Below are 23,895 nucleotides of genomic sequence, written 5' to 3'. Positions count from 1 at the left end.
TTTAAAAAGCAAAAAATTTCACAAAAATCACTTAAAAATTTAATAAATGTGAAACTTTAAGAGTGAAAATATGTAAAAAATTACATTTTTTGTAAAAAAAAAAAAAAAAAAAGTTGCCTCAAATATGATTTTTATGCTATATATAAGTATATTTAATATGAATATTTGACTTATAAAAAAGAATAAAATAAGTACTTTTCTAGCTTAAAAATTAATAGTTTTAGCTTCCTTAAGTATTTATTGAAAAAGGAAATTTTATGAATTTAAAAAACAAGAAAAAATGAATTCTTTTACCATTAAGCGCAGGAGTTACAGCTCCACTTGCTTTACTTACAACAGTAAGTGCATCTGCAAATAATGAACCCGGTGAAGTGAGTTTATCACCAACAGGTAGATGAGATGAGGGTATTCAAAATTGAACAGGTAGAGAGAATATAGGAACATTCCATCCAAGTCAGACAGATTATGTATGAGAAGATTGTGATGAATATGGAACATACTATTATAAACATTGATCATTTAGTCACATAAAAGAGTTTCCTGAGTCCAAAGTAAGAGAATCTATGCAAATAGATAAAGTCGTAAATGAAGATGGTACAATTGATTGGACACTTCAGTATTTTAAACCTTTTGGTTTCGTAGAAATAAAAGGTATTGATAGTGAACAAAAAGCATATTTTGCTTTCTTTCTTACTAAAGACATACAATTAAGATCACCTGTCGAAATTAAGAGATTCGAAAAAGATGGTTCAGATAGACTAATCACTAGTTCAGTTACGTTACAACCAGGACAAGAATTATCTTCAAGTCAATTAAATCAAGTTGGTCTTGGTGGTTCTTGACATCACTATGGTACAAATGATGAGCTAACTAGATCTTCACTGGCTAAAGTTGAGTGATATAACCTTCAGAATAAACCGAGTGATAGTTCTAATTATAAGCAAAATCTTCTATTTTCGACATGAAATAAAAATGATATTAATGATCCAGGTGGTAAATTTATTGATGGTAAGAAAACATCAATTAGAGATTTTACTTACGATTATGAATTTCAAACTGCTGGATGAGATCATTCAAAATATGAGATTAAATTTAAAACAGCACCTATTCCAGGGGCACAAAAAGGTTATTTTTCAGGAGTTATGACATCTGAAAGATCACGGCAAGATGATGGTACGTACTCTAGAGTTCTTTTAAATGGTGTTAGAAAGAAAGAAACAAAGAAATTTGAAAGATATCCTGTTATTGTAGAACAAGTGTTTGAGGATATTTATGACACTACAAATATACCCACAACCAATTCAACATTAACAAAGACTATTACATCTCCAGTGGATTGATCATATAAAACATTCACTAAAGATATTCAAATTCCTGCGCAAAGATTAACTCCAACATCAGGTAATGCATCTTATACAGTGAAAAATGAATATTTAATAAATGATATTATTCCTGCTAGTTTAAATGGACTTTCAAATGAGCAGAAAGCGAACTCTATTTCATTTAATCCTACTGCAATACCTGGATTTGATATTGTTTCAACAAATAAGAATGTATATAGAAAAAAACTTAATAATTCATTTCTAGAAGATGCTGTAGTAGTGCAAACTGTATACAGAAAAAAAGCTGATAAAACAAAACTTGAAGAAGAAATTAATTATTCAAAAGGTGATTTCTTTAATCAGCATCCATATCTTGATGCAGATGATGATTTAAAAAATGCTTACAATGCAGCTTTAACAGCAGCTAAAAAAGTATTTGAAAATGATAGTGCAAGACAACCTCAAGTTAACGCGGCATATCAAAGTTTAAATCAAGCAAGATTGAAATTAAATGGAAAGATAAAATTCGATAATTTCAAAGAGAAAGCCAGAAAAGTCCTTTTTGAAAGTGATCCTACTTGAGAAGAAGATGGAACTACTGTATCATTAATACCTCTAAATAAATTATTGACACTTCAAAGAGATGAAGCTTGAAATTTAATTAGTAATGCAAAAAGTATTTCAGATGCTACTCCTATTCGAACTTGAGCAGAAGAGCTTAATGATTTAAGAAAAGAATTAGAGCTATCTAAGGATATTAAAGAAAACCCAGGTAATGATAATCACACTAATTACACAGAAGCTACAACAGGCGCAAAAGAACCGAGTGATAATAAAAAAGATCATTTTGATGAAGCGATTAAAGTTGCTGAAAATTTAAAAGATATTTCGAACTACTCATTAGAATCTATTAATACAATTAAATCTGCTAAAGATGCAGCATTGGTAGAAACTCGTAAAGCACTTAACGGATTTGATAATGTGAATGCTGCTAAAGCCGCTGCTCGACAAACTATTAATTTACTTCCAAACTTGAGTGGAACAGAAAAAAATAATGCTAATAATCAAGTTGAAAGTCAATCTACAATTGCTGGTGTTAATGATAAATTATTTGAAGCACAAAAACTTGATGCTAAAAACAAAATTGGTCAATTAAGTAACTTGACAAATACTCAAAGAGATGCTGCTAAACGTTTAATTGACTCAAAATCATCTAAAGATCAAATTGATGCCATTGTTAATAATGCAACAACTGTTAATAATGGAGTTCCAAAACTTACTGCTGCTAAAGCGATTAAATCAAATAATGAAACAAGATATACAGAAGCATCACCAACTCCAAATAAATCAAACTTTGATAATGCTATTTCAGCATTAAATGATTTAACTACATATACAAACTTTGATACAGCATATCCAAACTTAGAAACTAAGTTAACTAATTTATCAAGTGCAACAGCTAATCTTGATGGAGTTGCGAATTTAAATACAGCTAAAACAAATGCTATTGCTGCAGTTAAAGGTTTAAATTTAAGTGACACACAAAAAGATGAAGCTGAAAAACAAATTAATCAACAAACAACAGTTAATTTGGTTAATGCAGTCAAAACAAATGCTGAAGGTTTATCAAATGCTAGAACTAAATATGATGAAGCTCTTGCAGAAAAAGCAAAACCAAACTATATTGAAGCAACAACGAATCCAAATAAATCAAACTTCGATAATGCATTTAAAGCTCTTAATGGAGTAAAAGATAATACAAACTTTACTACTCCAATCAGTGATTTAAGCACTTTAGTTTCAAATATGACTACTGCTATTAATGATTTAAATGGAGATACAAATTTATCTACATCTAAAACAAAAGCTTTAATTGAAATTGGCAAATTGACTTTCTTATCACCATCTCAAATACAACTTGCTAAAAATCAAGTAAATGAGGATGATACAAACTCAAGTGCTAAGGTTGATGAAATTGTTTCAAATGCAAGAAAATTAAATGCTGCATTAGAACAACTTTCAATTGCTAATAATGATCATTTTAATCAACCTAACCATACAGAAGCATCAACAACACCAACAAATAAAAAAGCTGCTTTTGAAACAGCAAGAAATGCTGTTGAGGCTATAAAAGATACAAGTGACTTTAAAACTGCTATTCCAAATATTGATAACTTAACTGCTAATTTACAAAATGCTATTAGAAATCTAGATGGAATTACAAACTTAAATAATGCAAAAACAGTTGCTAAAACTGCTATTGATGGATTTGGATCTGACACGTGAAATGCAACACAAAAACAAACTGCTAAAAATAAAATTGATTCACAAAATACAATTGCAGGCGTTAATGCTGAATTATTAGAAGCACAAAAACAATATGCTTGTGATCAAATTGATGATTTAACAAACTTATCTAGAGAACAAAAATTCAAAGCAAAAGAATTAATTAGTTCAAAATCAACAAATGAAGAATTCAAAGCTTTAGTAACAGCATATAAATCAGTAAATAATGCTCTTGGTACTCTTAATGATGCTAAAACAGCAAAGAATTCACCTAAATATACAGAAGCATCAACGACACCAACAAACCTAAAAACAGCTTTTGATACATCATTAGGTAAAATAAATGCTTACAACTTAGAAACAGAGACAAACTTTGAATCGCTTGTAGACAAAACAACACAAAATCAATTTATTGCAGCTGTACTTGATCTTAAGAGAAAAACAAGTGCTCTTGATGGGGATAAACGTTTAGCTGCTGCTAAAGCAGATGCTATTTCTGAAATCCAGTCATATACTAAATTGGATGAACATTCACAAAGAGATCTTGCAATAGCCGCTGTAAATAAAGATGCAACAAATACAATTGCCAAAGTACAAGCAATTAAAGCTAATGCTGAAAAACTTAATGCTGCTTTAGCTGCATTAGAAGCAGCAAATGCTCAATGACAAACACCAAATCATTTACAAGCAGGTACAGACAAAAAAGAAGCATATGAAGTTGCAAAAGCAAAGATTGATGCAATTAAATCACAAAATAATTTTGAAAATGAAATACCAAATATTCAAACATTAACAAGTGATTTAAATGCTAAAACAGCTGCTCTTAATGGTGATGATAGATTAACAAAAGCTAGAGAAGCTGCTATTGCTAAAATCAATGATGTTGCTCAAACACCTCAATTATCAAAAGCACAAAAAGAAAAAGCTATTGAGGCTATTAATAATGCACAAACTCTTGCATTAATAGATTCTATCTCTGCAAATGTAAGTGACTTAAATAATGCTATTGGTCAGCTTAAGAATAACGAAGCTGTTAAACAAACAGATGATTACAAACAATCTGAAGATGGTCCACAAAGAAACTTTGATTCAGTTGTTAGCGAATTACAATCTTGAAAATCAGTAACAGAGTTTACACAACCAACTCCTAACTTATCTACAGATTTACAAAGATTACAAACTGCAAAAGAAGCTCTTAATGGAGATGAAAGATTACAAACTGCAAGACAAGAAGCGCTTGCTGCTATTGATGCTGCATCACACCTAACTAAAGAACAAATTACAGCTGCAAGAAATGATGTTAATGGTTCAAATGTAGTTGCAACAATTGATGCTATTAAAGCAAATGTAAAAAATCTTGACGCTGCTAAAGCTCAATTAGAAAAAGCATTAGAAGCAGAAAAAACTACAAACTACAAACAAGCTTCAAATGATAAAAAGCAACCATTTATTAATGCTAAAAATGCAGTTAACAACATTAAAGATCAAACAGACTTTACTCAACCAGTTGATGCTCAATTAGCTAAAAACTTAGAAAATGCTATTGCAGGTCTTAATGGTCAAAATAGATTAACTACAGCTAAAATAGAAGCTAAAGCTGTTATTGAAGGAATGTCTAATTTATCAAACGCTCAAAAAACAGCTGCTAAAGCCGCTATTCAAGCTGCAGATAGTCTTGAGTCAATCGAATCAATTAAAAACAATGCATCTAAATTAAATGATGCTTTAGGTGTTTTAAAAGACGCTGTTGCAACAGAAACTACACCAAACTACACACAAGCTTCAAATCAACAAGCATTTGATGATGCTAAAAAAGCAGTTGCCGCATATAGTAATCACACTGACTTTAACAATCCAATTTCAAATATTGATAATTTAAAACAAGCATTAACTAATGCTAAAGATGATCTTGATGGAGAAGAAAGACTTAGAACTGAAAGAGCAAAAGCTAAATCTATTATTGATAATTTACAAAACATAACACCAACTCAAGTAACAGCAGCCAACAATTTAGTTGCAAATTCAAATGATTTAGAACAAATAAAAGCTATTGCTAAAAATGCTCAAGATATTGATTCAGCTTTAGCACAAGCTAAAGAAGATGCTAAAGTTAAACAACAAGTCAAATATACAGAAGCAGAAGGAAGTTTACAAACTGCATTTGACAATGCACTTGATAAAGTTACTGATTTAAAACAAAAAGTTGACTTCCAAAATGCAGATGAACAGTTAAAAACTAAATTAACAAACTTAACTAATGCTAAAAATGCTCTTAATGGAGAAACAGAACTTCAAAGTAAAAGAGATGCTGCTAAAGCTCAAATTGATAAGTTATCTCCATTAGATGAAAAAATCAAAAACAAAATTAAAGATCAAATTCAAAAAGCTGCAAATTCACAAGTTGTAGAAAGCATTAAAAATAATGCTAACGACTTAAATGAATTAGCACAAAAACTTGAAGATGCTAAAGAAATTATTAATTCTCCAAAATACACACAATCAACACCTGAGGAACAACAACAATTCAATGATGCTAAAAAAGCAATTGAAAATGCTATTGCTGCAAAATCTGATGGAACAGAGCTAGTTGATAATAAACAAGAATTAATTAATAATTTAAATAACGCAAAAGATTGTTTATCTGGAGCAAACAAATTAAAAAATGCTCAAGATGCTGCTCTTAGAGAAATTGAAAACTTACAATACTTATCACAAACTCAAAAAGATAAAGCGAAACAATTAGTAAATGCAGCTACAACAGTTCAAGAAGCAAAAGACATTGCTACAAACGCAACAAATGTTGATGCTGCTATCGAACAAGTTCGAAGATTTAATGATGTTAAATCAAAACCACAATTTACAGAAGCATCAACAACACCTACAGATAAAAAACAAGCTGCCCAAACAGCATTTGACAACTTACAAGGTGTAGAAACAGTAACAAACTTTACAACAAGTCCTATCGCTGACATTACAAAGAAAACAGAAGCTCTTAATAATGCAATCGACTCACTTGATGGTCAACAAAACTTAGATGCTGCTAAAGCTGATGCTAAAGCTAAAATCGAAGGATTACAACACTTATCAGAAACTCAAAAAGATAAAGCAAAACAATTAGTAAATGCTGCTACAACAGTTCAAGAAGCAAAAGACATTGTTACAAACGCAACAAATGTTGATTCTGCTATCGAACAAGTTCAAAGATTTAATGATGTTAAATCAAAACCACAATTCACAGAAGCTTCAACAACACCTACAGATAAAAAACAAGCTGCTCAAACAGCGTTTGACAACTTACCAGGTGTTGAGTCAATTATGGACTTTAGAACAAATCTAATTGACCAAATCACAAACAAAACAGAAGCTCTTAAAAACGCAATCAACTCACTTGATGGTAAACAAAACTTAGATGATGCAAAAGCTGCTGCTAAAGCTAAAATCAAAGGATTAGAAAACTTATCAGATATACAAAAACAAGCTGCTAGAGCTGAAGTTGATAAAAAACAAACAATTGCCGACGTTCAAGCAACTCTTGAAAATGCTAAAAAATTAAATACTGCTAAAGGAGCATTAAACGCAGCAAATGAAGTTGAAAAAACAAAAGCATACATTGATGCTTCAAAAACTGCTAAAGATGCATTTAATGATGCAAAAGACAAAGTTAATGCAATTAAAGATGTTGAAGACTTCTCACAACCTATTGCAAACATCGACACATTAACATCTAACTTAAATAATTCAATGAGCAACTTGGATGGAGCTAGAAACTTAAAAGAGGCTCAGGATGATGCTATTGCTAAGATTGATGCTTTAATAAACTTAACACAAGATCAAAAAGACGCTGCTAAGGATACAATCAGAAACGTTACAACTAAAGATCAAGTAGCTAACGTGCTTTCAAATGCTCAAAAAGTTGATAATGCTATCGCTAAATCAAATGAAGCAGCTGATAAACAAAACACACCAGCTTATGTTGAAGCTTCAGCTGAACCAAAAGAAAACTTTAACAAAGCTAAAGAAGCACTTGATGCAATCAAGAACACAACAAACTTTGAATTATTAAGCGATGATCCTGATGCACTTATTAGTGCTTTAGATGCCAAATCTAAATTACTTGATGGTTTAGCTAACTTAGCGACAGCAAAAGAAGAAGCTAAGAAAACAGTTGATGGACTTGAAGGATTATCTAAAGGTCAAAAAGATTTAATTAAAGCTGCTATTGAAGATGAATCAACAAATTCAAAACAATTAATTGATCAAATCCTTGATAATGCTGCTAAATTAAAAGAATTAGTTGATGCATTAGAGGCTGCTAAAGCAAAACAAACAACTCCTGATTACACAGAAGCTGACGAAGATAAACAAACTGCATTTACTAATGCTAAAGAAGCTATTAAAGATGCTATTGCAAACTTTACAAATCCAAAGCAACCAATTGCTAACGCAGATAACTTATTATCAGATATGACATCAGCAACTGGAAAATTAAATGGAGATGATAAATTAGCTACAGCTAAAACTGAAGCAATTAAAGAAATTGATAAATTAACCAACATATCAAAAGCTCAAAAAGTTGCTGCTAAAGATTTAATTAAATCTGAAGACACAAACACACTTGCAAAAGCACAAGATATTGTTAATAATGCAAAATTATTAAACAATGCATTAGCTACACTTGAAGCTGCTAACAACAAATTAGATAAAGTAGATTACACACAAGCTTCAGATGCTGTTAAAGATGCATTTGATAAAGCTAAAGGCGCTGTAATTGCAATCAAAGATACAATGAACTTTGAAAACAAAGTACAAGACATTGAATTATTAACAAGCAAATTAGCAAATGCTATTAGTAACCTTGATGGTAAAGATAGATTAGCTAAAGCTAAAGAAAAAGCTAATCAAGATATTGATGCATTACAAAACATCTCAGATACACAAAAAGCTGCTGCTAAAGCTAAAGTTGAAAAACAAAACACAATTGACAATGTAAATAACATTGTTTCAAATACAACAGAAGTTGATGCTGCTCTAGCAACAATTAAAGACATTGTCCCAGTTAAAGAAAAAGTGCAATTCAAAGAAGCTGATGCAGACAAACAAAATGCATTAACTACAGCATTAGATAATTTAAATTCATTAGAAAGTAAAGAAGACTTTGAGAACGCTGTAGAAAACTTACAAAACAAAGTGCAAACTCTTAAAAATGCTCACAAAGCATTAAACGGTGATTCAAACTTAGCAAAAGCTAAAGCAGATGCTATTGCTTCTATTGATAAGTCAAGTTACTTATCAGAAACACAAAAAGAAGCTGCTAAATCTGATATTAATGACAAAGAAGCTGTTACAAATGTAAATAACATTGTAAAAAATGCTACTTTAATGAATAATGCTAAAGAAGTTCTAGATAAAGCTTCTAAAGCACAAAAAACACTTGCTTATACAGAAGCTTCAGAACAACCAAAAGCTAACTTTGATGCAGCTAAAGCTAATGTAGAAGCAATTAAAGATATTACTAACTTTAATGAGCCAGTAGATAATATCGTTGATTTAACAAATAAATTAAACAATGCAACTGCTGCTCTTGATGGAAGTGCAAGCTTAGATGCTGCTAAAGAAGAAGCTCTTAAAGAAGTTGCTAAACTTTCATACTTATCAGATGGACCAAATTCATCAGATTCAGAAAAATCCAAAGCTTCTGAAGCTATTAAAAACGCTACAGATGCTGAATCATTAGCAAAAGCTATTGAAGATGCTAAAGCTTTAAACAAAGCTAACTATGATAAAAAAGTAGATGAATTAAACGATTTAACAAACCAATACTTACAAAGTACATATGGAACAGATGCTTCAAACAAACATAGAGAAAATGTTGTTAAAGCAATCAATGAATTTAATTCAAAAGCATTCTCAGATGCAAATGGAGAAGCTGCTATTGCTAAAGCTCAAAACTTACTTGATTTAGTCGATTCAATCACAACAAACAAATCAAGAAATAATTTTGAAGAATTAGCTGACGCTTCAGACCTTGCTAATATCGATACTTTAGCAAACGCTGTAATTAAACACGATTACTTTAAAACATCTACAAAAGCTAAGAATAAACTTAACTCAGCAGACTTTAAAAACATTAAACAATTAGTTTCTAAGGCTGGAGATATTCAAGGATTAAACGTGCTTACAACAGCTATTACTAAGGCATTAAAAGACAACTCACCAATGGTCATTTGAGCATACTTTATAGCTGCTTCAGTAGCAACTTGATTAATTGGTATGTTAATCTTTGTATTCGGTAAAAAGAAATAAGAAGTTAATTAATAATCAGTACTAGATAAAAATAGTGCTGATTTTTTTGTATTTTTTAAAAACCAAAAAATTTCATAAATGTAAAGCCACCCCAACAACGTTAAGGTGTTATTATGTCTAATTAACCCTTCTTTCAACTTTTAGGCTCCCTGTTTATTTCCTGAGTTTCCAAGTTAAAGGGTTAAAAAACGAAAACACCTATAAATAAGGCGTTTTCGTTTTTTGTATTTTTAATTACAATGATAGATTTTCTATAACAAATGAAAAATCTTTATATATTTTGTTTAATTCGTAATGATTTGGATCTAAATTATTAATGATTTCAACAACAACTTTACCATTTACAGTTTTAGTTGTTATTGTTATAAGTTTTAAGGCATCTATAAACATATTCATAGTTACTTTTTGAATTTCACCATTATCTTCATAAAACTTTTTAAGTTTGTAAATTGAGTATTTTAAGACAATCAATGCTAAGAAACACAAGAAAACATGTGCTTGAATGTGAGAATCTTTATGAACAAACATCGGTCTAACTTCAAGCGAAGATTTCAATGTTCTAAAACCTTCTTCAATTTTTCATTGTTGTTTATAAATTTCATTAGCTCTTTGCGCTGTTAAATCTGGTATGTTGGTTTCAATCATATAGAAACCATCTTGATCAGCTATTTTTTAATTTTAGAGTAATTTAACTTAGCAATTGTTTTGCCTTCAACATCCATATATTTTTCTTATATTCTGGCACAAGATCACTTAAGCAAATTACATTATTTATTGATTTTTCTCATATTTTGCTATTGAATAAGCTCTTTTATTCTGTCAAGCTTTTCTTTTGCTGGGCTAAAGTAAACTATTTGTTTTCTAAGAGTTTGATTAAATCTTTTCTTTTTCTATTGTTAGCTCAAACAGATTCCACAAATCTGCTTTTTGAAAACATTTCATGTTCCAACATATAATCTTTATCTTCAATGATGAATTTTTGTCTGCTTCGCTAAGGTTATCGATACGTTTTTGAACGATGTATTTATAGCCTTTCTGTTCTAAAAATCTTAAGTTAGCATTTTGACTAATTCCTCTGTCGGCAATAATTGACACGTCTTTAATTTTGTAAATTCTTTCCATTTCAATTAAAAACTTAATTAAAGTTTGTGAATCGGCAGTATTTCCTTCAAAAATTTTGTAATGAAAAGGTATTCCATTATTGTCTGTCGCCATTGCTATTACAATTTGGTCTTCATCATGTTTGCCGTCTTTTGAAAAACCTTTTGTCTTACGCCTTTTCTTGAAAAACTTTCAAAATAAACAGTTGTATTGTCAAAGTGTAATTGTTTACTGTTTCTATTAGTTAACTCTTGTAATTTATTGTAAAGATTGAACAAAATAGTTTCTTTATTTGTTAAAAAGTGTCAAAATAGTTATAAATTGATGATTTTTTAATTTCAACATTGTGTAAAAAATCATTTTTGTTTTTATATTGACAAATGTAGCTTCTTGGAAAAATAATTCTGGTTCCAATGATAAATTCAAGAACTTCTTCTAACGATTTGTGCTTGCTTTTTGGCAATGAACTGAATAAGTCTAGTTCTTTGATAATTTTGTAAATTAAATCAATTCCAACATTTTTAACATTGGTTTCAACAGATGTTGGCTCTAGCAATTCAAAAAATTTGCTCTTCGCTTCAACTTTGTTGTTCGTAAATGGAACTAATTTTGCAATTGCCTTTAAATCATCAATGTTTTGCAAAGAATATTTATCTTTGATTTCTTCTCAATAGCCTAAACCAACTAAATCGCCAATTCCTTTACCATAACCTTTTGAAATTCCAATTGCTAAATAGATACCTTTGGGGTTGTTTCTTTTATATAAAATGTAATTGCTCATGCTTTAATTATACACTATTATCATTGTAATCATTGTAAAAAAATAAAAATTTTTGATTTTTACTTATATACATAGTATATAAGTAGAGTTTAAAAATTATATAAAATGAGCTTCCAACTTGGAAACTCAGGTTTTAAAAACCAAAAAATTTCATAAATGTAAAGCCACCCCAACAACGTTAAGGTGTTATTATGTCTAATTAACCCTTCTTTCAACTTTTAGGCTCCCTGTTTATTTCTTTTATTTAGAATTTTTACAAGAAGCAACAAATGCCACAGGAATTAATGTCATACCTGAAATTGATACAATTTTCAAAAAGGTTTTATTTTTTCCATAATTCTATAATTAATATATAATGAATCTATATATATATATATATATTACAGAATAGTTATATATATAGAATTAGGAGATATGTATGAAAAATAAAGCATTAAAAAAGGGTCTTTTAATCGTGCCTGTATCAGCACCATTAATAGGACTTACTTTGACTCTTTCAGCAAATCATTCAAAACAAGATGTGAATATTGCGATTAATAATGATAATTATGTGTTTGATAAAGTTAATTCTAATATTTCAGATGATATTTGAACAGGTTATGATAATTACAGTAATGGAACAGTTCATAGGTGATATAACTCTTTAAACGCAGATGGAGTAACTAATTTAAGTCAAACTGGAAATAATAAGCTTAAATGAAGCGCGACTGGTGATGCATGGTATAGATTATTCGATGCTTCAACCCCTGGTTTACCATCAAATATTAATCAAACCAATTGAAACGGTGAAGGTTTTGCTAATGAAATTGGTAATATGTATTCTTGAGAAAGAGATGGTGCTTCATCATCATTACCTGATAACACTGGTTCTTGATGAAATGGAAATGGATTTAATCCATTAACTAATACTAAAAAAGTTAAAGTTGGTGTTAACTTAACTAATGCTGATACAAATAATGACTTTTTTACTGCTGGAATTTACTTTTCAGATGATATTAGATTAGTTGGTGATATCAAAATTCACTTATTTGTTAAAGAAGATAGTAGCAGTGTTAATATTGATCAAACTGAAGGTAAATTAACTACATATACTATAAATATCAATGATAATCCGAAAGCTAATATTGGAAAAATGGAAATAAGCCCATGAATAGGTAAAACGCAACAATTAACTAGCGCAGAGAAATCAGTTAGTACAACCATAAACGGTAAGTCAAAAATGGCTTACATTAGTGACTATGCTTATTTACCATATTATGATCATATTCCTAATGAGTACGAAAATAATATGTCAGATGCAAATAAAAATCAAATAAACTGATGAAAAAACACTAGACAACAAGGAAGTAATGAACTTTATGATGTTTTAATTAGAGGTTATACTCCACAAGCAGTAAGAGATTCTAAATTTACTTTCACAACCGATAAATATAATAAAGTTGCTTTTGGTTTATTTCAACACTCAATAATTAGGGATAAGACTCCTGTTATTACTAAAAATAATATAACTCAAAATCAAGGGGGATTATTTGTTTTTAGAGTTAATACAAGTACATCACATAATGAAATTGTTGCAGGAGCTGTAGTTGAATTAGAAATGAAACAATTCAATAATTCACCTGAACCTTTTGATCAATTATATGCTGGTAATACTGGTTCAACCACTGAAAAGAAAACATATTTTGGAGTTTCAGAATATAGAAATTTAAATAATAGAGATGAACACAAGGTTATCGGTGGATTTATTAAAATGGCTGATCGGAAACAGTCATATTTAAAGAAATTTAATACTGAAGAAAAAAATCAAAATGGTCTTGAATTTTACGATCAAGCAACTGATGGAATTCCACAAGCTAATTTATCTATTTCTGAAAACGGAAATAGTGCTTTTGCATACAATATAGATAAAAATGGTGTTTCTTATGACGACAAAAACGTAATTAGAACAAGAAATATTTATCAAGATTATAAAAAATACAATAACTTGGATAATTTACGTTTAAATGCTTCTTTTGTCCCAGGTACAGATACCAAAAAATGAAGAATGATTACTAAAACCTCAACTGCTTCTGCATCAACTACTTTTGGAAGAGAATATCTTGATTTTGCACCGATTGAATACACATTTACAGATTTAGAATATCTTAAAAGATATATTCAATCTAAAAAATGATTAACTAAAGGTGAAAAAGATGCTTTAACTAGATATGTTGAAGGCGATACTTCATTTAATGTTGATAATGAATTTACAAATGAAACAGCTAAAAATAGTTGAAAAGCTAAAATAGATCAAATTGATGATTTACAAAAATCAATAGAAGAAAAATATAAAGAGGTTCGTGAATACCCACTTAATACTCAAATCTATGATAGTGATTGAAATACAATTGCCACAAATAAAATGCTTTATGCTTTAGCTGATATCGAAGTTAAAAAGAATTTAGAAGATTTTATCAACACCAATTCTAGCGTTATTAAACTTAAATCTACTGAATATAATAATGATCCAAATGCACAAGATAGAAGTAATTCCAGTAAATATAGTACATTAGAATCATTTGATTTTTTAAGTCGAATTTTACAAACAATTAAAAAAGTTTTAGGTGATAGACTTGATGCAATTCTAACTTCTGGTAAAAATAATTTAAATTCTCTATATAGCAAATTGAATGATTATGAAATTACAAAAGCTAATTCTCAAACTTATTCAACAAATAATACAAGAGCAACTAATTTGTTAACTGATAATCTTATTCAAAATGTTATTGATACTTTAACAACTGAAGAACAAGTTAAAACATTTGACTCAACAAAATCAAAGCCTTACGAATCTAATATTAAGAATGTTTTAGATACTATTGCAAATTTAAATTCTCTTGTCACAGAAAAAAATAATTTGAAAACTCAAATTTTAGAGCAACAAAAACCTCAAAATGATTTTAAAAATTATGCTGTTTTTACAAAATCAACCAATTCTATTAATTTAAATTCTTTTGATACTTTTGATGCAAATTTAAAAGATGCAAATAATAAGACAATTCCAAACATTTTTGAATCAACTAGCACGTTAACCACTTTTTACACTAATGGAAAAAATACTTTACAACAAAATTGAATTAATAAATTGACTGGTGATCAACTTAATGGGGCTGTTGAAGAATTTAAAAAAGAAATCAACAATTTTACTTTCTTAAATGGTGATAATACTATTGGTGAAAAATTCTATATCATTAATTCTCTAAAAGGAAAATTGGGATCAAAAGGCCCATTTACCTATAATGCCCAAACTAAAACTTTAGCAATTAATGCAAATTATTATTCAATTATTAATGATGAAATGCAACTTGCATTTGATATGGCAATAGAAAATGCCAAAGATCAAATTAATAGTCTTGATTATTTAAGTCAAGATGAAAAAGACAATGTTAATCGTTTAATTGATCAAGCTGAATTGTATAAAGATACTTATGAAGCTAATGAAGACTATTCTGATAAAGTTTTAATCGGTTCAGATAAAAATATCAAAACTATTGTCGATAAATGAACTGATATTAATAATGAACGTGAAAAAATTAAAGATTATACTGCAACTTTTGATTATCCAGACAAAAACATTAAACCTTCAACTGCAAAACAAGGTTTAATTACTACTGATAGTATTGATCCTAATAAGCAAAGGGTAGAAACTAAAATTATTGGTATTAAAGCTGATGATAATGCTGGTACTTTAGTAGTTACTTATAAAATTCTTAAATCAAGTGATAAAGACAACATCTATACACAGGATAAAACTTATACAATTACTGGTTTTAGTGATGAACAATCAAGAATTGAAACTTTAAGCGCTACTCCAGAATATAAAGAGGCAACTAAAAAACCTAATATTCAAGCCTCAACTGTGGAAAAAGCAAATAATGCAAATGTTGATATTGTTTGACAATTGCCAACCAATACAAAAATTTATGCAAATAGTGTTAGATATCTTGGTTACAATGACATTACAGGTAAAATCAAAGTTGCATATAAATTGCAATCAACTATTGATAATGCTGCTATTTCAGCTGAAAAAACCGCTGAAATTACTGGATTCCAAACTGAAGCAGATAGATTAAATGTCCTAATTACTCAAGATACTAATGATACTCAAAAAACAATTCTTAATATTACAGCTAATCCAATCAAACGTGCTTCAGATTCAACTTTGAATACTGACTATACAATTTCACTTATTAATAATTTTGGTAATGATAACAATGTCACATTAACTGATTTATCTAATCCCACAAATAATGACACTAATGGATCAATTTCATATACTTACAAATTAAAAACTACAAGGGAAGCAAATGATTTAGTTACTATTGCTGATGAAATTGCTTCAAATGTAGATATTAAAAGTAATGCTTCAGCTTCACAAACTAGAACTGGTTTCTTAACTCAAGCGCAATATGAACAAAATCAAAGAGACGCTAAAAAAACAGAAATTGATAATTATCAATATTTAAATAATGCACAAAAAAATGCTATTAAAGAAGCAATTCAAAATGCTCCAATTGATCAATTAAATAAAAAAGTTGCTGATGCAAGTGATTTAAATGATGCAATGAAAGCTTATAATGATGCAACTAATAATATTGAAACAATTAAACAAGGAATTGATTACACTCAAGCAGATAATCAAAGTGCATTAGATGATGCGGTAACTCAACAAAAAACTGATGTTGATAAAACTCAAGGATCTAATTTATCATTAACAGTAGTAAAAAATAGAACCAAAGCAATTCAAGATGCAATTAGCGATTTAAATGGTGTTGAAAGATTACAAAAAGCTAAAGAGGATGCAAGAGCTAAAGTTAATTCTGATTATTCATCATTAACTGATAAACAAAAAGAAAAATCAATTGCTTTAATTAATGCTAAAAATACCATTGCAGATGTTAACAGTCAAGATGCAACTAATAATGCATTAAATTCATCAATGAAAACCTTGCGTGATTACATCACGAAACAAAATACTGTTGTAACAAGCGATGATTATATTTATACAACAAATGATTTAAGAACTGCTTATGATGGTAATCCTGCTAAAAATAATGGTCAAAAAGGTGGCGCAATTAAAAAAGCAGAAGATTTATTAACTGCTTTAAATACTGAAAATAATTCTGACTTGATGAATAAAACTAATGTTGACTCAATGAATACTGAAATTCAAAATGCAATTAATAATTTAAACGGTCAACAACGTTATAATGATGAATTAACTAGATTAAATTCATTACAAACTGCAACAGCAAAAGTTAAAGATAATTCACAAAATACTAAAACTGCTAGTGAAATTACTAAAGATGATGTTGAATTTAACGATTCTACAATCCTTGCAGATGTGAAACCAGTTGATTGAGTTATTTCAAATCGAAATGAATTAACAGGTAAATTAGACTTAAGTTACAAATATCAATCAACTAAAGAAAATCTTGAAAGTGTTCAATCAAGTAAAACTTATATTTTAAATAATGATAATTCCTTAAGTACTTTAACTGAACAACAAAGAGTGGATGCTATTTTAGCTGATTCAAACAATTCATTTACTATTAATGAAAGTGATACTAACGCAATTGATAGAAATCAATTGCCAAGTGAAGTTGCTAAAAAAGCTATTAAAGCGTTTAACAACCCAGCAAACTTAGATGTTGAAGGTTATTTAAACAGTATTCAGTTATCGCCAAACAATGATAATGGTACATTAGATATAACATTCAAAATTGCTTCTACCAAAGCAATATTGAATTCAAATAATGACCCACAAAATCCAGCGGTTGTTTCAACTAACACAAGAAAAATTACTTTAACAGGCTTTAAAACTACTTTACAAGCTGAAAAAGAAAAAGTTGCCCAATACATTAATAACAATGTTCCTGAAGCAAAAAAACAAACTTTATTAGATGAGTTAGAAAAAGCCAATAATCTTAATGAAGTAGCTAAAGTTCAAGTTAAAGCAGAAATTGAAAAAGCTATTGCTGATGCAACAAATAATTACCCTTATTTAAATAACAATCAATTAGACGCTTATAAAGCAGATTTAAAATCAGCTACTTCAACTGAATCAATTCAAACTCGTAGTGCAACAGCAAGCACATTAAATGCCAAAATGAATGAATTAAGTGATGCTGTTAAAGCTGAATTAACCGCTTTAACTAAAAAGGCAGTTGAAGATGATCAAAACAATGATGCTAAAACAGCTATTGTTTATACTTTAGCAGATGCTAATAAAAAACAAGCTTATGATAATGCTTTATCAGCAGCTCAAGAATTACTTAATAAAACTAATGGCGCTAACTCAGAATTAAGTGCTGTTGAAACAGTATTAAGCAATTTACAAACTGCTTATGGTGAGTTAAATGGTGATCAAAACCAAAATGCATTAAATCAAAGAATTGATGATTTAAACAATTTAACACCTAAACAAAAACAAGCTATCAAAGATAAAATTGATGGAGCCGCTAATAAAGAAGAAGCAAACAAAATTATTGAAGCAGCTAAAAACTTAGATAAAGCTATTGTTGATCTTAAAGCTAAAATAGCTGAAGCTGAAAGTAAAAGAGATAAACTTGAATATACAGGTGATACAACAGGTAACCAAGCTAAATTTGACCAAGCAATTCAAGATGCTAAAAAAGCCTTAAAAGGCTATGAAACAGCTGATTTAAATAATTTAAACAAAGAACAAATTGCTGAAAAAACCGGTGAAATTAACACTCAAACATTAACCTTAAATGATGCAATTGATGCCTTAGATGGTTATAGAAACAAATTCAAAGAAGATCTTAATAATTGAGAATTATTAGATGCTAGTCAAATTAAAGCTTTACAAAACAAAGTTGATAATTTACAAAAACAACCAACACAAGAAGAAAAATCAAGCATCCTTCAAGAAGGATTAAGTTTAAGTAAAACCAAAGCGTCAAACAAAATTAATAAGAATAATTATGCAAATCTTTCAAGTGAAGAAATTACTGAATTATTAAGAAAAGTTAATAATGCAGCACTTGATGAAACTCAAGGTCACAAATATGACGCTGCTGTTAAAGCGATAATTCAAGAAGCTGAACAATTAAATCAAAATAAACAAGCAGCTATTAACGCAATCAATGATTTAAGTGATTTAACACAGAACCAAAAGGCTGTATTTGAAAATCAAGTTAAAACATCGACAACATCACAAGCTTCAACAGTTCAAGAATCTGCTACAGCTTTAAATACTGCTATTTTAGAAGCTAAGAACGTTGTAAAAGAACAAATTCAAAAATTAGCAAAAGATGACCAATTGACCTATGAAACAGCTAAATCAGCAAATAAAGTTGCTGACAAATATAGATTAGCAAATACTGCTTTAAAACAAACTTATGATGAAAAATTACAGGCTTTAAATAATTTAATTGCTAAAGACGATGTTTTAAAAACAGAAATTGACAATGCTAAAGAAGAATTAATTTCTGCTTATGATGCACTTAATGGTGAAGAAAACAAAAACAAAAAAGCTAAAGAAGTTGATAAACTTGATAATTTATCAAAAGATCAAAAAGATAAAATTAAAGACTTATTAAGTAATGCTACTGATGAAGAAGCTGCACAAAAACTCTTAGAAAAAGCTCAAAAATTAAACTTAGATCTTGGCGAATTAGAAAAACAAATTACTTCTACAGAAGCTAAAGTTGCAACAAGCATTTATACCAAAGATGCTCAAGACAGAAAAGAAGCTGTTGATCAAGCCTTAAAAAATGCTAAAGCTAAATTAGCAGAACTAAAAGCTAAAGATTTAAGCAATGCAACTGCTGATTCATTAAATGGTTTAGCTAATGAAGCAAACCAAAGTAAAGAAGTCTTAAAAACTGCTGATGAAGCACTTGATGGAAATAGAGAAGTATCAAGAAATGACATTAAGAATCATTTCCCAAGTCTAAACGAAAACCAAAAAGGTTTATTGAAAGCCGAAGTTGAAAAATTATCAAAAGTTCCAAGAGATGAAGAAACACAAGCCATTTATGACAAGGCTCTTAAATATGCACAAACCAATGCCAAAGATGAATTAGCTAAACTAGATAATTTAACTAAAGGTGAAAAAGATACATATATTGCTAAGATTGATGCTGCCACATTAGATAAGACAAATGAAGATTTTGCTATTAATGTTAAAAATCTTTTAGATAAAGCCAAAGCTGATGAAACAGCTAAAGCCAAAGCTATTGAAACAATTGGTAATTTAACTAACTTAAATCCAGCTCAAAAATCATCCTTAACTGAAAAAGTCAAAAATAACAAAGCAAGTGAAGCTAATAATATTGTTGAAAAAGCTAAAGAAATTGATGGCAAAATGAAAGCTTACAAAGATATTGCTGAAGTTGACAAAACAAGTGTTGATTATGTTGAAGCTGACGAAGATCGTCAAGTTAAATACAATAATCAAGTAGCAATTAGAGCTGAAGATTTAGGTGATAATGGAACTAATTTAAGTGTTGAGCAAATTGATACTAAAATCACTGAACTAAATAATGCAATCAATGGATTAAATGGTGAAGAAAAAGTTGATCAAGCTAAAGAAAATGCTATTGCTAAAATTAATGAGCAAAATTCAGTTGCCGATGTAAATAGTGTTGACGCAAATAATGCATTAGTTAATGGCACAATGGCTACACTTGGTCAATACTTAAACAACGAAACTAAGATTAAAAGCGATATTAATTACACAGGTTCAGAAGAAGATTTCAGAAAAGCATATGATGATGCTATTAAAGCTTTAAAAGACTACAAAACAACTTTAAACGAACCAAGTGATGACACAAAAGACATCTTAAGCAATAACAAGATTCAAGAAAAAATCAACGCGGTTCATGAAGCAATTAATAACTTAAATGGTAAAGAACACATTCAAGCAGTTAGAGCTGAAGAAATTACTAAAATTAAAGCTTTAGAAAACATTAATAATGCTCAAAAATCAGCTTTAATTGCTAAAGTTGATAAAGCTACAACTCCTGAAGATGTTAGAGCTGTAACTGAAGAAGCAGCAACATTAGATGAAAAAATGATTGCGCTTAAACAAGCAGTTGCTGACAATCAAGACACACCTAATAGTATTGATTACAAAAATGCAACTGAAGTAAAAATGCGTGAATTTGATAAAGCGTTTAATGATGCAAGCAATTTAGCTGATAAAGAAAATGGAAGCGCTGAATTAAGTGTTGAGAACATAGATTCATTAATTGAAAAATTAAATGTTGCCGCTCAAAATCTTGATGGCGATGAAAAAATCAATAACAAAAAAGCTGAAGCAAGAAACTTAATTAATAGTCTTGAACATCTTAATGATGCTCAAAAAACAGCTTTAATTGAAGAAGTCGATAAAGCTAAATTGTTAGCTAACGTTGACAAAGTGGTTGATAAAGCGCAAACATTAAACAATGCTATGGGTCAATTAAAAGAAATAGCTAAGGCAATTAATGATGAATTAACTCAAACAGATAATCCTAAATATGTCGCAGCTTCTCAAGAACCAAAAGCAAACTATGATGAAGCTAAAACCAAAGTTGATGAATTAATCAGTAAAGAAGGTTCAAATGAAGACGTTGCTAAAGTATTAGAATTAGAAAAAGCATTAATTGATGCAAAAAATGCTCTTGATGGTGATAAAAACTTTGAATATGCTAAAGAAAAGGCGATTGAAAAAGTTAATGAAAATAACAACTTAACTCCTGCTGAAAAACAATCTTTAATAGATCAAGTTAAAGACTTAGCTATTCCTTCTAATTCAGATAATGCTGATGAAGTTCAAAACTTCAAAGACAATTTAGATAAAATCGTTAATAAAACAAACTTAATTAATGATGTTAAAAACAATGCTAATTTAACACCTGAACAAAAAGCAGATTTAATCGACGATATTGAAAAAGCTAATGTTGATGATAAATTAAACAGCGAAGCTAACAAAAATTCATATGGTGATACATTAAACAACATTAAAGCTAAAGAAAAAGCTTATGAAAGAATTAACGCTACTGATGAATCTCAATTAAACGCTGAAGATAAAGCAAAATTAAGTGATAATATCAGTCAATTAGACCCTAGAGATAAAACATTTGCTGATCAATTAGCTAATGAAGAACTTAAAGAAAATAAAATTAAAGAAATCAGAAGCAATCCTAATTTAACTGATGATCAAAAATCACAATTAATTGATGAAGTTGCTAACTTAGACAATAAACAAGATGATTTAGAAAATCAAATTGCTAAAATTGATCAAAAAGCTAAACTAATTGAAAAAATTCAAACTAATGAACACATTAGCGATGAAGACAAAAACAAATTAGTTAATGAAGTAATTAATGTCCCTCATGATGACAGTAAATTAACTGATAAATTAAATAACATTGAATCTAAATTGAATTTAATTGACCAAATTAAACAAAACCCTAATTTAGATGAAAATACTAAAGAAGCTTTAATTGATCAAGTTCATAACTTAGCAAAAGATTCAGATAATTTTGCTACTGAAGCAGATAATATTTCAGCTAAAGTTAAAGCAATTGAACAAATTAAAGCAAATGATGAGTTAACTAAAGAAAATAAAGCAAATCTAGTTGATGAAATTATTAACTTAGATAACAATCAAACCAAATCAAGTCTTGATCATCAAATTAGTAATATTGATAAAAAAGCCGAACTTTACGAACAAATTAACCAATCAGACTTGCCACAAGCTCAAAAAGACGCATTAATTGCTGAATTAGACCCAATTAATGCTAATAGCGAAAATGCTTCAGTAAGCTTTGACAACATCAAAGATCAATTAAATAAATTAAGCAAAATTAATAATGATCAAACTTTAAGTGACAATGATAAAGCTAAATTAGTTGAAGATGTTTTAGCTAACAATCCAATTGAACAAAACTACAATGAAATAGCTGAAAACATTGATAAAAAACAAGAAGCAATTGATCAAATTAGAAAAAATCCAAACTTGACACAAGAACAAAAAGATTCAATTTCTCAAAACATTAGAGAATTAGATGAAACAAGCGAAGAATTTACTAATAAATTAGACAATGAAAAAGCTAGATTAGACTTAATTGATCAATTACATCAAGAAGCTAAAGACAACAAAATTTCTGATGAAACCAGAGATAAATTAATTAGCGAAATATTGAATTTAGCTAATGATTCAAGCTTTATAAATAACTTAAATAACGTTAAAGCTAAAGACAAATTAATTCAACAAGTTAAAGCGAGCGATGTGCTTAATGACACAACTAAAGCAACATTAATCAATAACGTTTTAGATAATAATGCTACAAGCACAGAATTTGATAATAAACATAATCAAATTACTCAATTATATGTTGATGCTGAAGAATTGGCTAAAGCTAAAAATGATTTAGTGGATTTAACCAAATCTAAGAAATTTGAAAAATTCACTAAATATCAACGAAATGCAATTAATAAAGCAATTGCTGATTCAGATGAAATTTTAAATAATCTTAACTCTCATAACAACGAAGATGTAGTTAAACAAACAACTATTGATAAAAGATTAAAAGAAATATCACCAATCCTAATCTGACCATACTTTGTAGCTACTTCAGTAGCAACTTGATTAATTGGTATGTTAATCTTTGCATTTGGTAGAAAGAAAAAATAAGAAGTTAATTAACAATTAATAAACAATCAAAATCAATCAGTACTAGATAAAAATAGTGCTGATTTTTTGTATTTTTTAAAAACTAAAAAATTTCATAAATGTGAAAACACCTCAACAACATTGAGGTGTTATTATGTCTAATTAACCCTTCTGTCCACTTTTAGTGTGCCTGTTTATTTCTTTTAGTTTAGAATTTTCACAAGAGCAACAAATGTCACAGGAATTAATGTCATACCTGAAATTAATGCAATTTTCAAAACGTTTTGTTTTTTTATAATTCTTCTATAAGTTCTTCTATAAGATGTATAATACATCCATATACATATACATACATAAATGATTTCATATGTATTTCGAAATCATTAAAAAAACTCGCATGAGTTGAGTTATTTTATGTTTATTTTAATGTGTAT

The 23,895-nt window shown here is 28.9% G+C and carries 2 protein-coding genes and 1 pseudogene; 2 read left to right on the top strand and 1 reads right to left on the bottom strand.

Features of this window, described 5'->3' with window-relative positions:
* The first annotated feature begins 257 nt into the window (after positions 1 to 257).
* Positions 258 to 9,911: a hypothetical protein gene (locus tag NPA13_RS01810; RefSeq protein WP_257088667.1), complete on the top strand. Its 9,654-nt coding sequence runs from the start codon at positions 258 to 260 to the stop codon at positions 9,909 to 9,911.
* 234 nt (positions 9,912 to 10,145) lie between these two features.
* On the opposite strand, the pseudogene NPA13_RS01805 reads toward NPA13_RS01810, so the two are convergent.
* Positions 10,146 to 11,793: pseudogene (locus tag NPA13_RS01805) on the bottom strand (IS1634 family transposase).
* A 418-nt stretch (positions 11,794 to 12,211) separates the two neighbouring features.
* On the opposite strand from NPA13_RS01805, the gene NPA13_RS01800 reads away from it, so the two are divergent.
* Positions 12,212 to 23,482 (top strand): lipoprotein 17-related variable surface protein, encoded by an 11,271-nt coding sequence (locus NPA13_RS01800; RefSeq protein WP_257088665.1) that lies wholly within the window; start codon positions 12,212 to 12,214, stop codon positions 23,480 to 23,482.
* Positions 23,483 to 23,895: the final 413 nt, after the last annotated feature.

It is taken from the genome of Mycoplasma sp. 2045, assembly GCF_024582715.1.
In the GTDB taxonomy this organism is placed as follows: domain Bacteria; phylum Bacillota_I; class Bacilli_A; order Mycoplasmatales; family Metamycoplasmataceae; genus Mycoplasmopsis.
This window is presented reverse-complemented; position numbering and strand designations above follow the sequence as displayed.